This is a genomic window from Pedobacter kyungheensis (assembly GCF_000812965.1).
In the GTDB taxonomy this organism is placed as follows: Bacteria; Bacteroidota; Bacteroidia; order Sphingobacteriales; family Sphingobacteriaceae; genus Pedobacter; species Pedobacter kyungheensis.
In genome coordinates this window covers 46,826-62,263 of the sequence record NZ_JSYN01000013.1, presented here as the reverse complement: position 1 = coordinate 62,263, position 15,438 = coordinate 46,826, and the positions used below count along the sequence as shown (strand labels likewise).

19 protein-coding genes are annotated in these 15,438 nt (G+C 38.3%); 10 read left to right on the top strand and 9 right to left on the bottom strand.

The window, feature by feature from the left end:
- Nucleotides 1–10 precede the first annotated feature (10 nt).
- Nucleotides 11–508 carry a DUF1905 domain-containing protein gene (locus tag OC25_RS11890; RefSeq protein WP_039476223.1) on the bottom strand — a complete coding sequence of 166 codons (498 nt, stop codon included), beginning with the start codon at nt 506–508 and terminating at the stop codon, nt 11–13.
- Between the two features lie 118 nt (nt 509–626).
- On the opposite strand from OC25_RS11890, the gene OC25_RS11885 reads away from it, so the two are divergent.
- The gene (locus OC25_RS11885; protein ID WP_039476221.1) at nt 627–1,181 is read left to right on the top strand and encodes a pyridoxamine 5'-phosphate oxidase family protein; all 555 of its coding nucleotides are present in this window, start codon (nt 627–629) and stop codon (nt 1,179–1,181) included.
- Between the two features lie 55 nt (nt 1,182–1,236).
- Here OC25_RS11885 and OC25_RS11880 read toward each other — a convergent pair whose 3' ends face one another.
- From OC25_RS11880 to OC25_RS11845, 8 genes are all read right to left on the bottom strand, one after another.
- Nucleotides 1,237–1,449, bottom strand: coding sequence for a hypothetical protein (locus OC25_RS11880; protein WP_039476219.1), 213 nt, complete (start codon nt 1,447–1,449; stop codon nt 1,237–1,239).
- A gap of 134 nt (nt 1,450–1,583) precedes the next feature.
- Complete coding sequence (lysS, locus tag OC25_RS11875; RefSeq protein WP_039476215.1) at nt 1,584–3,293, bottom strand: lysine--tRNA ligase; 1,710 nt, start codon at nt 3,291–3,293, stop codon at nt 1,584–1,586.
- Nucleotides 3,294–3,354: 61 nt separating this feature from the next.
- A complete protein-coding gene (locus tag OC25_RS11870; protein WP_039476212.1) occupies nt 3,355–3,711 on the bottom strand; it encodes a helix-turn-helix domain-containing protein in 357 nt (118 codons plus the stop codon).
- Between the two features lie 5 nt (nt 3,712–3,716).
- On the bottom strand, nt 3,717–4,010 hold the full coding sequence (locus OC25_RS11865; RefSeq protein WP_039476210.1) for a type II toxin-antitoxin system HigB family toxin: 294 nt from the start codon (nt 4,008–4,010) through the stop codon (nt 3,717–3,719).
- A 61-nt stretch (nt 4,011–4,071) separates the two neighbouring features.
- Nucleotides 4,072–5,988 (bottom strand): AMP-dependent synthetase/ligase, encoded by a 1,917-nt coding sequence (locus OC25_RS11860; RefSeq protein ID WP_039476206.1) that lies wholly within the window; start codon nt 5,986–5,988, stop codon nt 4,072–4,074.
- Nucleotides 5,989–6,364: 376 nt separating this feature from the next.
- The gene (locus OC25_RS11855; protein ID WP_039476203.1) at nt 6,365–6,691 is read right to left on the bottom strand and encodes a HesB/IscA family protein; all 327 of its coding nucleotides are present in this window, start codon (nt 6,689–6,691) and stop codon (nt 6,365–6,367) included.
- Between the two features lie 103 nt (nt 6,692–6,794).
- Nucleotides 6,795–7,208, bottom strand: coding sequence for a Fe-S cluster assembly scaffold IscU (gene iscU / locus OC25_RS11850; protein WP_039476200.1), 414 nt, complete (start codon nt 7,206–7,208; stop codon nt 6,795–6,797).
- A 125-nt stretch (nt 7,209–7,333) separates the two neighbouring features.
- Nucleotides 7,334–8,545, bottom strand: coding sequence for an IscS subfamily cysteine desulfurase (locus OC25_RS11845; RefSeq protein WP_039476197.1), 1,212 nt, complete (start codon nt 8,543–8,545; stop codon nt 7,334–7,336).
- Between the two features lie 119 nt (nt 8,546–8,664).
- On the opposite strand from OC25_RS11845, the gene mce reads away from it, so the two are divergent.
- The 9 genes from mce (at nt 8,665) to OC25_RS11800 (ending at nt 15,437) form a co-directional block, all read left to right on the top strand.
- Nucleotides 8,665–9,072 (top strand): methylmalonyl-CoA epimerase, encoded by a 408-nt coding sequence (mce, locus tag OC25_RS11840; RefSeq protein WP_039476195.1) that lies wholly within the window; start codon nt 8,665–8,667, stop codon nt 9,070–9,072.
- Between the two features lie 257 nt (nt 9,073–9,329).
- Entirely contained in the window at nt 9,330–9,614 is a 285-nt protein-coding gene (locus OC25_RS11835; RefSeq protein WP_039476192.1) for a hypothetical protein, read from the top strand.
- Between the two features lie 234 nt (nt 9,615–9,848).
- The gene (locus OC25_RS11830; protein WP_025142617.1) at nt 9,849–10,097 is read left to right on the top strand and encodes a type B 50S ribosomal protein L31; all 249 of its coding nucleotides are present in this window, start codon (nt 9,849–9,851) and stop codon (nt 10,095–10,097) included.
- 71 nt (nt 10,098–10,168) lie between these two features.
- Entirely contained in the window at nt 10,169–11,341 is a 1,173-nt protein-coding gene (locus tag OC25_RS11825) for a putative sugar nucleotidyl transferase (RefSeq protein ID WP_039476186.1), read from the top strand.
- Between the two features lie 50 nt (nt 11,342–11,391).
- The gene (tpiA, locus tag OC25_RS11820; RefSeq protein ID WP_039476181.1) at nt 11,392–12,153 is read left to right on the top strand and encodes a triose-phosphate isomerase; all 762 of its coding nucleotides are present in this window, start codon (nt 11,392–11,394) and stop codon (nt 12,151–12,153) included.
- Nucleotides 12,153–12,992 (top strand): 50S ribosomal protein L11 methyltransferase, encoded by an 840-nt coding sequence (prmA, locus tag OC25_RS11815; RefSeq protein WP_039476178.1) that lies wholly within the window; start codon nt 12,153–12,155, stop codon nt 12,990–12,992. The genes tpiA and prmA overlap by 1 nt, the downstream gene beginning before the upstream one ends.
- Before the next feature lie 90 nt (nt 12,993–13,082).
- Entirely contained in the window at nt 13,083–14,435 is a 1,353-nt protein-coding gene (locus OC25_RS11810) for a UDP-N-acetylmuramate--L-alanine ligase (RefSeq protein WP_039476175.1), read from the top strand.
- Between the two features lie 96 nt (nt 14,436–14,531).
- The gene (locus tag OC25_RS11805) at nt 14,532–14,849 is read left to right on the top strand and encodes a helix-turn-helix domain-containing protein (protein WP_039476171.1); all 318 of its coding nucleotides are present in this window, start codon (nt 14,532–14,534) and stop codon (nt 14,847–14,849) included.
- 108 nt (nt 14,850–14,957) lie between these two features.
- Nucleotides 14,958–15,437 carry an Lrp/AsnC family transcriptional regulator gene (locus OC25_RS11800; RefSeq protein ID WP_039476168.1) on the top strand — a complete coding sequence of 160 codons (480 nt, stop codon included), beginning with the start codon at nt 14,958–14,960 and terminating at the stop codon, nt 15,435–15,437.
- Nucleotide 15,438 lies beyond the last annotated feature (1 nt).

Below are 15,438 nucleotides of genomic sequence, written 5' to 3'. Positions count from 1 at the left end.
CCTGACTTCCTTAAATTCCATCTCTCCCGATAAAGCGCTCTTTACCCAAAAGAAACTGAACAGCCTTCTTAACATTCCGCTCTATCGATTCTTCCGTTTTTAAATGATTGATGTACCTGATAATTTCGAGTTGCAGATAAGGAGCTTGCTGCTCGAAAATGGCCTTAGCTGCAGCATTTTCTGCCAAAGCCTGTAAAAGCCTGGGGTGTGCAGTAATAGTGCGTTCTTCGGCATCAAATTCGATTTCAAAAACAGCTTCATCGCCAACTTCTTTTCCTGCGGCTTTACGCATAGGTGTGTTAAGGTATAAACGCCAGGTACTGGCATATTTAACGAGCGTTTGTTTAAACTCATGCCCGTCTATTTTCATCCGCACAGGTATTTTTCCCTTTTCTTTACCTGCTTGTTCAAAGAGGTAACTTAAATATGCTTCAGGTACAAATACAAAAGGATTTATACCAATAATATCAATTTTCGCTTTAAAGGGATTGGGCCTGGTTTTACTCATATTATACGATAAATTAAAGTTAATGCTTTCTGTTCGATGGTACAAATTGGATGTGCTCACTTTGAGATTGTTAAAACCAAAGTGCTTTGTTTCTTGTACTTTAAATAAAACCTACATTATGGCAACATCACAAGAGGGGAGTACAAACCGTACCCAGGAAGAAGAAAATATTAAAGATTTAGGTGGAAAAAGCGCTGTTGAAAAACTTCGTGAGCTGGCAGAGAAAGCTGAGAGTTGTTTCTTTTGCACCAATATTAAAACGGGTGTGCCTTTATCGGTAAGGCCAATGGCCATTCAGCAGGTAGATGACGATGGCAATATCTGGTTTATGAGTATGAAAGACAGTCATAAAAATGAAGAGCTGGCCGCCGATCCATTCACGCATTTGTTTTTTCAGGCCAGTGCACATTCAGGCTTTGTAAATATTTACGGGATTTCCGAAATCAGCCGCGATCAGGCAAAAATTGATGAGCTGTGGAGCCCGTTAATCAAAACCTGGTTTCAGGGAGGAAAAGACGACCCAAACATTACCTTAATCAAGGTAATTCCATCCGAAGGATATTATTGGGATACTAAACATGGTACAGCTGTAGCCTTCTTAAAAATGGCAGCATCTGTAATTACAGGAAAAACCATGGATGACTCGGTAGAGGGGAGTCTGGAGATTGATTAACGAGTAAATATTATAATGGGTTAACTGCCAACTGAATATTGTTGACTGTTAACCTTTATTTATCCCCTAAATAATCAAAACCTTCAAATTCTTCTCTTTGGGCTCTTTTGCTTAAGATATCATCTTCTTCGGCTTGCACTCTTGAGAAGAACAAAGCTTCGGCCTGGATTCTTTTAATTAATTGACGTACCAGCGTTAAATCAAATGCTTCTTTGCTTAATTTGATGCAATATTCTCTTTCGTTAATTTCTAAACTTGAAGTATTCATAACAATCTTTTTTATTTATCGATTGCTGTAAATATAGAAAAGGCTTGCTAAACAATTGTTAGCAAGCCTTTTAAGTTTATGTTATGTTTTTGTTAAAATCTGGCCGGTGTTTTACCGCTACATTAACAAATTTACTATTTATGCGATAAGAATAAACCTTCGTCGGTTTTGGCTACTTTTAAAATTCCTTTACCGGTTAAACCTTTTAAAGTAGTATCCCATTTTTTATTGCTCCAGTCGGTTAATTTTGCTTTTACATCGGTTAAAAGGTGTTGTTCGTTTTCCTTTACCAATGCATACAACTCACTTTCTTCGGCAGTCATTTCGATTTTCTTTTTCTCCGGGCGCATTTGCGGGAAGAAAAGAACTTCCTGAATGGTGCTTTGATTAGTCATGAGCATAACGATACGATCGATACCAAAGCCTAAACCCGAGGTAGGAGGCATACCATATTCTAAAGCACGTACAAAATCGTCGTCCATTGCCATAGCCTCGGCATCACCACGATCGGCCAGTTTCAACTGATCTTCAAAGCGTTCTTTCTGATCAATCGGATCGTTTAGTTCTGAATAAGCATTTCCGATTTCTTTACCATTTACAAAAATTTCGAAACGCTCTACTAAACCTTCTGCTGTACGGTGCTTTTTAGCCAACGGTGTCATTTCGATTGGATAATCGGTAATGAAAGTAGGCTGAATTAAATTGGCTTCCACTTTATCACTGAAAATTTCGTCTACCAATTTTCCACGACCCATTGTAGAATCAGTTTCGATACCTAACGAAGCACAGGTTTGTAAAAGCTCCTCTTCAGTCATTTTCGAAACATCAATTCCGGTATATTTCTGGATTGATTCGTACATGGTCAGTTTTTCGTATGGTCCTTCGAAATTGATTTCGTTTTCGCCAACTTTAACTACAGCCGAACCATTGGTTGCAATGGCTACTTTTTCTAAACATTCTTCTACCATAGCCATCATCCAGATATAATCTTTATAGGCCACATAAATTTCCATTGAAGTATACTCCGGATTATGTGTACGGTCCATCCCTTCATTGCGGAACATTTTACCAAACTCATAAACACCATCGAAACCTGCAACAATTAATCTTTTGAGATAAAGCTCATTTGCAATACGCAGGTAAAGCGGCATATCTAAAGTGTTGTGGTGCGTTGCAAACGGACGCGCCGCTGCACCACCATGAATAGGCTGCAGGATAGGGGTTTCCACTTCCATCCAGCCTTGCTCGTCAAAGTAATTACGCATACTGTTAATTACCTTGCTGCGTTTAATGAAAATCTGTTTATAATCAGGATTTACCGTTAAATCTACATAACGCATGCGATAACGTAATTCCGGATCGGTAAAACCATCGTAGATATTGCCATCATCATCACGTTTTACTACAGGAAGTGGCTTTAATGATTTCGATAATACTGTGAGTGAGGTAACATGTACCGAAATTTCACCAGTTTGCGTGGTAAATACATAACCTTTTACGCCAACATAGTCTCCAAGATCCAGTAATTTTTTGAAAACCGTGTTGTATAAAGTTTTATCTTCATCAGGACACAAATCATCACGCTTCAGGTAAAGTTGTACTCTACCGGTAGAGTCCTGCAATTCAGCAAAAGATGCATTACCCATAATACGACGGGTCATGATACGTCCGGCAATGCTGATATTCTTGTAAGCAGTTTTATCTCTTTCGTAATTTTCGTTAATATCTGCAGCGTAGGCATTAATTTCATAAGCCTCGGCAGGGTATGGGTTGATGCCCAATTCGCGAAGTTGTTTTAGCGAGTCACGTCTTTGTATTTCCTGTTCTGATAATCCTATACTCATTTCGGGTATTTTTTGCAAAAGTAATGATTTTGCAGGGTTTTATTTTGTCTTGCTGGTAATTTTAATATGCCTGAATTAGCACATCTGTTGGTATCTTGAAACTTTCGTGTAATTGCCTGATCATATCAAGCGATAATTTCCGCTTTCGGTTTAGTATTTCGCTTGCACGGCTTTTTAAACCAACCACTTTGGCCAAATCGCTCTGCTTGTAACCCATTTGTTCCATCCTGAATTTTATGGCTTCAATTGGATCGGGAAAACCGATAGGGAATTGCTCTTGCTCATAATTTTCAATTAAAATAGCCAGCACCTCTAATTCATCACCTTCTGCAGAGCCTTTCTTCGCATCGAAAATAACTTCGAGCCGTTCTAAGGCCTGATCATAATCATTTTGATTTTTAATTGGCTTAATATTCATCCTTTTCAGATTTTGGTTGCATCAATTTTATCGTATGCTGCATGAGTGCCTATAAAACGTATCCAAATCATTTGGTAATCATAATTGATTTTAATAATCAACCGATAATTATTGCCTTTGATATTAAACACAATTCTGTTATCGCTTAATATACTTGCACTGGGATAATCGCTTTTCACATCGTTGGGTTTTTTCCAATTCGCATTACTTGTTTCCTGGAACCACGATTTCAGTTGTTGTTCACAATCCGGATGTGTTTCCCAGAAATCACGTAGTATTTTTTTTGCGATTATTCTCACTCAATAAAATATAAAACAAAGATAAGAAAAAGTTCCCTAAATGGGAAATTTTATGTTTGCTCTAAGATTCTGCTTCTACGCCTTCTTCATACATTTCGTTAATCGCTTCAGCGTATTTCTTTTCTACAATGCGGCGCTTAACTTTCATGGTTGGCGTAATTTCTCCTTCATCTATATTGAAAGGATTACGTTTGATCTTAAAGTTCTTAATGCGCTCAAATTTAGCCAGCTCGTTGGATATTTTTTTAATATCCTGCTCCATCCATTCCATAATTTCGGGGTTGCGGATAAACGGATCGGCTTCTTCAAAAAATGAAGGCTTCAGTTTGAAGGTTTCCTCTAAAGTTTCGCGGTTTGGAATAATGATAGCAGTAATAAATTCGCGTTTATCGCCAATTAAAAACAGCTGGTCAATTTTAGGGCTTTTTAAGTAAATGTTTTCAACCGGTGTAGGGTAAACATTTTTGCCGTAAGCATTTACGATCATATTTTTCAAACGATCGGTAATTTGCAGGTTACCTTTGTAAAAACGGCCAATATCACCCGTGTGGAACCACATATCTTTATCAATCGCTTCGGCGGTTTCTGCAGGCTTGTTGAAATAACCTTTCATTACGCAATGGCCACGTACAATTACTTCGCCTTCTGCACATTCAAATTCTTCGTTAAAAGTATTGTGGGTTTGGATGCTGATCATTTCTTTGCTCTCCACATCCTGTATAGCCACTTCAATACCAGGAATAATCCGCCCGACAGTACCATAAACCTGTCTGTGGTATTCGGTTACCGACATTACCGGAGAGGTTTCGGTTAAGCCAAAACCCTCTAATATTTTAATGCCCAGATCGCCAAAAAACTCGCCCACATTTTTAGGCAAGGCAGCGCCACCCGAAATCATGAATTTTAAACGGCCACCGGTTTTTTCTTTAATTTTACTGAAAACCAGTTTCTCGGCAATTCCTTTTTTTGCCGATAGGATCATTCCCGGATTTTTACCGGCTTCTTTAGCTACGCGGTATTTATTTCCGGTTTCCAACGCCCAGGTAAATATTTTGGCTTTGGTGCCTCCACCGGCAGTACCCGATTTAATAGCTTTATCATGGATGCGTTCCAGTAAACGCGGCACGCAACTCATAACGGTAGGGCGTACTTCGCCCATGTTTTTGGCCAATAGCTCCAGGCTTTGTGCAAAAGCGATTTTACAACCTTGCGCACAACATACGTGGTAGGTAGCTGTACGTTCGAATACGTGCGATAGTGGTAAGAAAGAAAGGAAAGTTTCAGTCTGATCAATTACGGGAATCTGCTGCAAACAAACCTCTACGTTTTTAACAAAATTATAGTGCGTAAGCATTACGCCTTTAGGTGTTCCTGTGGTGCCAGAGGTATAAATCAGTGAAGAAACATCCTGCGGTAAAACCTGGTTTCTGCATTGATCAATTTCAGCTCTTTCTGCTGCCGTAATCTGGTGTTTAAGTGCCAGGATATCAGAAAAAGCAATTACTTCAACATGAACATCGGCTGGAACCGTTACTTTTTCGAAATCTTTAAAAGCCGGAATAATGTATTTTAATTCTTTACAGTTGGCTGCTACCTTTAATACTTTGCGATAAAGGAAATTGTTCCCTACCAGAATGGCTTTAATGCCCGAATCATTAATAATATAAGCTACTTCCTGTTCAGACAATGTAGGGTAAATAGACACGTTAACCACACCAATCTGCTGAATGCCCTGATCGTAATACACATATTCGGGAGAGTTTTCGATCATTAAGCCCAAACGATCTCCTTTTTTGATTCCCTTTTCTAAAAAGAATGCAGAAACGGCATCAGCTCTTTTAAGGGTATCCTCATAAGAAATTTCCAGCCACTCATTACTTTGTTTGTGGATCAGGAAAGTTTCTTCAGGTTTATGTATATTTTTTACAACATTCCTTAATAAGGTAGGAACGGTTGAAAATTCGTTAATTAATGGCATGCTCGTAATTTGGTGTGTTCGTTATTTTAACAATTATAACGCTTTTTGGTTTAAAAATACAATTTGATATGCGCTCAGGTAGGTTTCACTTTTTGGTTGGGCTGATCCTAAGTTATTTTCTGCAGATTAAACAGGAAAGAAAGGCAGGTTAAAGCGATTTTACATCATGCCAATTCTTTATATATAACACAATTTAAGGAGAAGGTATAGCTAGGTTAGGTAGTGAATATGTTGTTACCTGAAATCTGCTAAATCCGCGGATTTAAATCAGTTAAATCTGCGGGAAACCAATGATAATGGTCTGAAAAAATAAAATCCATAAACGCAAAAAAGGTTCCATAGCCATGAAACCTTTTTGTCAAATATTTTAACTCGCTTAAACGGAGAAACTCTCGCCACAGCCGCAGGTACGGCTTGCATTTGGATTTACGAAGTTGAAACCTTTTCCGTTCAAACCATCTGTAAAATCCAGTTCAGTTCCGGCCAGGTAAAGAAACGATTTCATATCTAATGCAATCTTAATTCCTTTATCTTCAAAAAACTGATCGCCTTTTTGTTCTTCGTTATCGAAATCTAAATTGTATGATAAACCAGAACAACCACCACCTTTTACAGAAACGCGTAAAAAGTAATCAGAACCCATCGCAGAGTCCTGCATCAAGTGATCAATTTTATCTTTTGCCTTATCGGTTATTGTGATCATGGTGTTGAGTATTTTAGTATCAAGTATCTAGTATCAAGTAGCAAGAGATTATGAAGCCGAAATTTAAATCTCGATACTTGATTCTCTAATACTTGCTACTAGATTAGTGGTGTGATTTTTCTAAAGCAATTGCTTCCAAACCATTTTTAACGCGGTAATCGTTAATAGCCGATTTAATTGCATCTTCTGCCAATACTGAACAGTGGATTTTAACCGGTGGTAAAGCCAGTTCTTCCACAATATCCATATTGTCGATTGCTAATGCCTCGTCAATTGTTTTTCCTTTTAACCACTCTGTTGCTAAAGATGAAGAAGCGATGGCCGAACCACAACCAAATGTTTTAAATTTAGCATCGGTAATTACATTATCTTCTCCAACTTCTATTTGTAAACGCATTACGTCGCCGCACTCTGGTGCACCAACTAACCCAGTGCCTACAAATTTACTGTCTTTATTTAAAGTACCTACATTACGTGGGTTATTGTAATGATCAATTACTTTTTCTGAATATGCCATGTTTTATTTTTTTTGTTCTTCTCAAAGAAGAGTAATTTTTACTATTTTTTGCTTAAAGCTGAAAGACCAAAGTCTAAAGCATTATTTTTCGCTTTGAGCTTTTTGCTTTAGTCTTTTTACTTGTATTAGTGTTCTGCCCACTCAATTTTACTCAAGTCAATACCTTCTTTAAACATTTCCCAAAGCGGAGAAAGTTCTCTTAAGTGATTAACTGCTTTTTCGGTTACGGCAATCGCCTGGTCAATTTCTGCTTCAGTGGTAAATCTTCCTAAACCAAAACGGATAGAAGAGTGAGCCAAATCATCAGATAAACCTAAGCTTTTTAAAACGTATGATGGTTCTAAAGAAGCAGAAGTACAAGCCGATCCTGAAGATACTGCTAAATCACTCATGGCCATCATTAAACCTTCACCTTCAACATATTTGAATGAAATGTTGGCTACGTGTGGTAAACGGTGTTGTGTATTACCATTAACATAACTTTCTTCCATTTTGTTTAAAGTCGACTCTAACTTATCACGTAAAGCTGACAAACGAATAGTTTCGCTTTCCATCTCTAAACGGCAAAGTTCGCAGGCTTTACCTAAACCAACAATACCCGGAACGTTTAAAGTACCTGAGCGCATGCCACGTTCGTGGCCACCGCCATCCATTTGTGCAGTAACTTTAACCCTTGGACCTTTACGACGTACATAAAGTGCACCAACACCTTTTGGTCCGTACATTTTGTGTGCCGAGAAAGCCATTAAATCAATACCATCAGCATTTACATCAACCGGAATTTTACCAACTGCCTGCGTAGCATCAGTCATAAATAAAGCGCCGTGTTTGTGTGCAATAGCCGAAATTTCTTTAACCGGTTGGATTACGCCGATTTCATTGTTACCATACATAATCGAAACTAAAATCGTTTCTGGTGTCATGGCAGCTTCTAATTCAGCTAAATCAATTAAACCATCTTCTTTAACACCTAAATAAGTAACACGTGCACCGTTTTTCTCTAAGTGTTTGCAGGTATCTAAAACTGCTTTATGCTCAGTAACCGCAGTAATAATGTGGTTACCTTTTTCTTTGTACATTTCAAATACACCTTTAATGGCCAGGTTATCGGCCTCAGTAGCACCTGATGTAAAAATAATTTCTTTTTCAGTACAGCCGATTAATTTGGCTACCTGTTCACGAGCATAATCTACACCCTCTTCAGCCACCCAGCCAAACGCGTGATTGCGGCTCGCGGCATTCCCAAATTTCTCAGTAAAGTAAGGTAGCATTGCTTCCAACACTCTCGGATCTAACGGTGTTGTTGCATTATTATCTAAATATATCGGCTGTTTCATCTTTATTCTGTTGATTATTGATACAAAGATACAAAAAAAGTTTGCTAACAATTATAATTAATAGCTATGAGGTTATAGAGAAAACCTGCATTTTTACATTTAACCAACCTTTTAAATCGATGAATAAGATAGAACATATCGGAATTGCCGTAAATAGTTTAAATAAGTCGGTTCCACTTTACGAGCTTTTGCTCAACACTTCGTGTTATAAAACTGAAATGGTAGCTTCGGAGCAGGTGAACACAGCGTTTTTTAAAACCGGCGAGAACAAGGTTGAGCTGCTGGAGGCTACTGATGAAGATAGTGTCATTGCCCGCTTTCTGGAAAAAAAAGGAGAGGGGATTCATCATATTGCCTTTGCTGTTGATGATATTCTGGCCGAAATGGAACGCTTGAAAGCCAATGGTTTTGTGTTGTTAAACGAAACACCCAAAAAAGGTGCCGATAATAAAATGGTGTGCTTTGTTCATCCTAAGCAAACAAATGGCGTTTTAATAGAGCTTTGCCAGGAAATTAAATGGGTGTAATTCTGGTGTCACCCTGATCCGATAGCTATCGGATTTATTTCAGGGTCTTTGAAAACTAACGGTTCTGTATTTCATCGCATCTGCAGCCCTGCTGTACATTATATGCCAAAGAAAAATCGGCATGCCATTTCCATCAGGTTTATTTAACTTTGTGTTGTTGTTCTTCGTTTAATGCAAATGGCCTAACGTCAGAATTAATAAACACTTTACGAATAAACCTTGAACCTAAAATCCTGTAATCTTATAAATTCTGTTCCATGTCGTTAATTAGTATCATCAGCAAAGATTTCGATATCGCCGAAAACCTGTCCGAAAATCAACTTCGGGAGGTGATGGTCGATGCATTTGCCTATCTGATTGATAACGATTTTCCGAAGCTGATTCAGATTTTGTACAAGGCCGATGTAGATCAGTATAAGTTAAAAGAATTGCTCGAAACGGTTGAGGGTTCAAGCTCAGCCGAGGTAATTGCCGATGCTTATATCGCCAGACAAAAAGCAAAGATCGAAACCTGGCAAAAATATAGTCCTAAAAAAGATTAGTTTAAAGTGCTGTGTTTGGCTTTATTGCCGTCATTTTTAGTTTATAATTGCAGTGAAATACCTTATTAATTAAAATTCTTGAATTAGGCTTGTAAATCAAAAATAAAATTAAGATATTTGCATCCTCTAAAATAGAGGTAGAAAGACTAATAGGAAATGTCATAAGCGTTGTTGCCAGCAAATTGCAAAAATGTTCTTGATGCTTTCACACAGATAACTAAAAATAATATTCAAATGAAAAAAGATTTGCACCCAACAAGCTACAGACCAGTTGTTTTTAAAGATATGTCTAACGAATATGCTTTCTTAACAAAATCTTGCGTAGACACTAAAGAAACTATTAAATGGGAAGATGGTAACGAGTATCCATTATATAAATTAGAGATTTCTCACACTTCACACCCTTTTTATACTGGTAAAATGAAATTGGTTGATACTGCAGGACGTATCGATAAATTCAAAAACCGTTACGCTAAGAAATAATTTTAGCTACAAAAGCATTTTTTAAAGTCCCTTTGCCAAAAGCATCGGGACTTTTTTTATTTTTGTTGCTTATGACAATCAATCTTTTTGATGATGCCAGCTGGATGTCCCTTCGTCCGCTTACGTTTACCAGGCCTGTGGCCAATTTGCGCATTGGTATTTTAACCATTGCAGAAAAGTGGGCGAAATACTTAAAAGCCGGTTATGGCTTTCAGACCCAGGATTACCTCTCTGTAAAATTTGCTCCGAAATCTAACACCAGTTTATTTATAAATGGTTCGGTATGCCCCGATGAGGATTTGCTTAACGCGGTTACCGCGCTTAAAGCCGGTGAAGTGTTGTTGGCGGGTGATGTTGTTCTGGCCTTCAATAATAATGGAGGCTTAACCTGGCAGGAGGCTAAAAAACAATTAAAACCTGTTGATTACGGCTTAAACTTCATCAAGATTAGCTATCCGGAGCACATTTTTGGTAACAATCCGGCTGAGATCAGGAAAGATTTTAAATTGTTAACCGAAGGACGTACTTCTGCAGCTATCAGCAGCACCAATCAGCTCTTAGGCAACGATATTTTTCTGGAAGAAGGTGCTAAGGTAGAGTGCAGTGTACTCAACAGTGGCTACGGACCTATTTATATCGGTAAAAATGCCGAGGTTTGGGAAGGCTCGTTAATAAGAGGCTCCTTTGCCCTTTGCGAAAATTCATCCATAAAAATGGGTGCTAAAATATATTCGGGTACTACCATTGGCCCAAACAGCCGGGCTGGGGGCGAGATTAACAATGCCGTAATCTGGGGTAACTCAGCTAAAGGTCACGAAGGTTATTTGGGTAATTCGGTAATGGGCGAGTGGTGTAACATTGGTGCCGATACCAACAACTCGAATTTAAAAAACAACTATGCAGAAGTAAAACTTTACGATTACGAAAGCGAAAAACTGCGCAATACCAATTTGCAATTTTGTGGCTTAATTATGGCCGATCATGCCAAAAGTGGTATCAATACCATGTTTAATACCGGTAGCGTAGTAGGCGTTGGAGCGAATGTTTTTGGTGCCGGTTTCCCGCCACACCATATAGCCGATTTTGCCTGGGGTGGTGCTGCTGGTTTCGATACCTATAAACTGCATAAAATGTTCGAAACAACCGAAAAGGTGTTTGCCAGAAAAGATGTGGCCTTTAACGAGGTTGAAAAAAACATCCTGACTAAAGTATTTGAATTAACTGAATCGTATAGGCGATTTTAATATAAAAACCTGATCTTGAAAAAGATCAACCAATCCTTAAATAATACAAAATGAGAAAAAAGATTGTTGCCGGTAACTGGAAAATGAACTTAGATTATAACGAAGGCGTTTCGTTGTTCAGTGAAATCGTAAATATGGTTAGAGATGAGCGCAAAGGCGATCAGTTAGCCATTATTTGCTCACCATTTATCCATTTAAACAGCCTGGCAAAATTGGGTGGTAACGATGTTAAAATTGGCGCTCAGAATATCAGCGATAAAGAAAGCGGTGCTTACACTGGCGAAACTTCTGCTAAAATGGTAAAATCTGTTGGTGCAGAATATGTTATTTTAGGTCACTCAGAGCGCAGACAATACTTTGCAGAAAGCGATGCTTTATTGGCAGAAAAAACTAAAGTTGCTTTAGCCAATGGCTTAACCCCAATTTTTTGTATCGGCGAAACTTTAGACGAGCGTAACAACGGCAGTTATTACGAAGTATTAAAAAAACAATTGGTAGATGGTATTTTTGGTTTAACCGAAGAAGATTTTAAGAAAATTGTAATTGCCTATGAGCCGGTTTGGGCTATTGGTACAGGATTAACCGCTTCACCAGAGCAGGCTCAGGATATTCATGCTTTCATCCGTAGCGAAATTCAGGCAAAATATGGCTTTAATACAGCTGATGATACAACCATTTTATATGGCGGTAGCTGTAACCCGGGCAATGCAGCAAGTTTATTTGCACAACCTGATATTGATGGTGGCCTGATTGGTGGCGCATCGTTAAAATCGCGCGATTTTACAGATATTATTAAAGCATTAAACAGCTAATGCAATACACAAAAGCAATATTTACATTTCAGGGTATCGAAGACTACCAGCAGGATTTGCTTATTAGCGATCTGGCAGATTTAGGCTTCGATACTTTCGAAGACAGTGAGGGTGGTTTTACGGCATTCGTAATAAAAGATAATTTTAATGAGCAGGAGTTGAAAGATCTGCTGGCTAATTACAGTGATGAGTTTGCAACAGATTATACTTTAGAAGATGTTGCCGATGAAAACTGGAACGCCGAATGGGAGAAAAATTTCAGCCCGCTGGTAATTGATGATGTGTGTTACGTGAGGGCAACCTTCCATGAACCACAGCCATCGTATCCTTACGAAATTGTAATCGATCCGAAAATGTCATTCGGTACAGGTCACCACCAAACCACCACCATGGTGATGCAGTATATCCTGGCTGCAGATATAAAAGATAAAGCCATTTTGGATATGGGCTGTGGTACAGCTATTCTGGCTATTTTGGCTGCTAAATTAGGTGCTAAAAGCCTGGTTGCAATCGATTACGATGATATTTGTTATCAAAGTACCATCGAAAATGCTGCGCTTAACGGTGTCGATAATTTAACTGCACTTTGTGGTAGTAAAGAGGTGATTCCGGATGAAGTTTATGATATTATTTTTGCCAACATTAACCGGAACATTCTTTTAGATCAGATTCATCGCTACGCCGAAGTATTAAAACCAGGCGGAAAGATTTTCTTCAGTGGTTTTTACCTCGATCCCGATTTAAGCATGATTACTGCCGAATGTGCTAAATACGGCATTAAATATATCGACCATAAACAAAATGGCGAGTGGGTTGCGGCTCAGTTTGAGAAAAGGTAGAAGGATGGAAGGCGGAAGGTGAAAGGCAGGAAGCTTAAGGCTTATTCTCATGTCTAAAATCTAACTTCTCAAATCTAAAATATTAAAAATATGCGTATACATTTTATTGCGATAGGTGGAAGTGCCATGCACAATCTGGCTATTGCCCTGCATAAAAAAGGTTATCAGATTACCGGTTCGGACGATGTAATTTTCGAACCCGCAAAATCGCGTTTGGATAAATACGGTTTATTGCCGGCTGAAATGGGTTGGGATGAAAATCGAATTACCAGCGATTTGGATGCCGTTATTTTGGGCATGCATGCCCGGATTGATAACCCTGAGTTGTTAAAAGCACAAGAACTTGGTGTTAAAATTTATTCTTACCCTGAATATATTTACGAGCAAAGTAAAAATAAATTGCGTGTAGTTATTGGTGGTAGTCATGGTAAAACAACCATTACCAGCATGATTTTGCATGTACTGAATTACTATAACCGCGATTTCGATTACCTGGTTGGTGCACAACTTGCCGGTTTTGAAACCATGGTAAAAGTAACGGAAGAGGCGCCGGTTATAATTATTGAAGGAGATGAGTATTTATCTTCACCAATTGACAGAAGGCCTAAATTTCACTTGTATAAAGCCAATGTGGCCGTAATTAGTGGTATTGCCTGGGATCATATCAATGTTTTTCCAACTTATGCCGATTATACAGCCCAGTTTGATAAATTTATTGATACCATTGAAGAAAACGGCACCTTAATTTACTGCGAAGCTGATGCTGATTTAAATGAGATTGTAAGCCATTCAAAAGCTAAAATCAATAAAATTGGTTATGCTATACCAGCTCACGAAATTAAAACCGGTATTACCTATTTGCTTCCTGAACATACTGCTTTGAAAGTTTTCGGCGATCATAATTTAATGAACCTGAATGCTGCCAAACTGGTATGTGCACAACTGGAAATTGACGAAACTGCATTTAATACTGCTATTGCTTCTTTTACCGGCGCAGCCAAACGTTTAGAAGTGATTTCGGCCGATGCTTCGACCAATGTATACAAAGATTTTGCACATTCACCCTCGAAATTAAAAGCTACAATTGATGCAGTTAAAACACAGTTTACTGATCGTAAGCTGGTGGCTTGTATTGAATTACATACTTTTAGCAGTTTGAATAAAGATTTCTTAAAAGAATATGCAGGTGCTATGGATAAAGCTGATGATGCCATTGTATTTATCGATATTAAATCTTTTGAGCAGAAGCGGATGGAGCCTTTCTCAGAAGATGATGTGCAAAATGCTTTCCAGAACCCAAAACTGAAATTTTTTAACGATGCTTCAAAGCTGAAGTCATATTTATTGAGCTTACATTATGCAGATACCAATTTGCTGATGATGAGTTCGGGTAATTACGCGGGTTTTGATTTGCCAGAGCTGGCAGCTGCTTTAGAGAAGTAGGTTGCAAACATTAGATATGAGATTTGAGACAGAAGATAACTCCGTCTCAAATCTCACGTCTCATATCTCACATCTTATATCTCAAATCTCAAAGACATGAAAAGCATAGGAGATCAAATTAAGCAATGCAGATTGGCTTTAAATTTAAGTCAGGCTGATGCGGCTAAAAAACTGAATATCTCTACCCCGGCTTTTTGTAAAATCGAAACCGGTCAAACCGACCTGAACATTTCCCGTTTACAACAAATTTCAAAAGTTTTCAAAGTTCCCATTACCCAGTTACTTGGGCTATCGGCTGCGCCTGATTCATCAGAAGAGCTCGCTATGCTGAAAAAAGAGCTGATGGAGAAAGACGAAGAAATTAATAAGCTCCGTAAAAAGGTAATCGACCTGTACGATAAGCTGGGGATCTAAATCGCATTTATTTCGACTATTTGTCATTATAAAATTATTATTTCGAATAAAATTCATTTTTAATTAAATTGTTGTGATTTTTATTCTAAATATTTATAGTTTTATACTATGGTAACGGAAAACAATTTTAGCCTCGATCATATCGATCTGGCTATTCTCAGATTAATGCAGGATAATGCCCGTATTTCGAATGTCGATTTAGCTAAAGCACTTGAGCTGGTTCCATCGGCTGTGCTGGAGCGGGTAAAAAAACTCGAAAAGAAAAATATAATTACCGGTTACAATGCTAAGGTGAATCCGCTTGCGGTTGATTTAAAGTTATTGGCTTTTATCTCTATGAAATCGGCCCAGAGTTTTAGTTGCAATGATACTGCAAGCGAGCTGGCTAAAATTCCGGATGTGCAGGAAGTGCACGTTATTGCCGGCGATGATTGTTTCCTGGTAAAGGTACGAACGGCTGATTCGGCTTCCCTGATGGCTTTGTTGCGCGATGAGTTTAGCAAGGTGCCCAATATCCTTTCCGTTAAAACCACCATCGTATTAGAAACGGTAAAAGAGCAACAAAAACTGGTAATCCCCGAAAAATAAA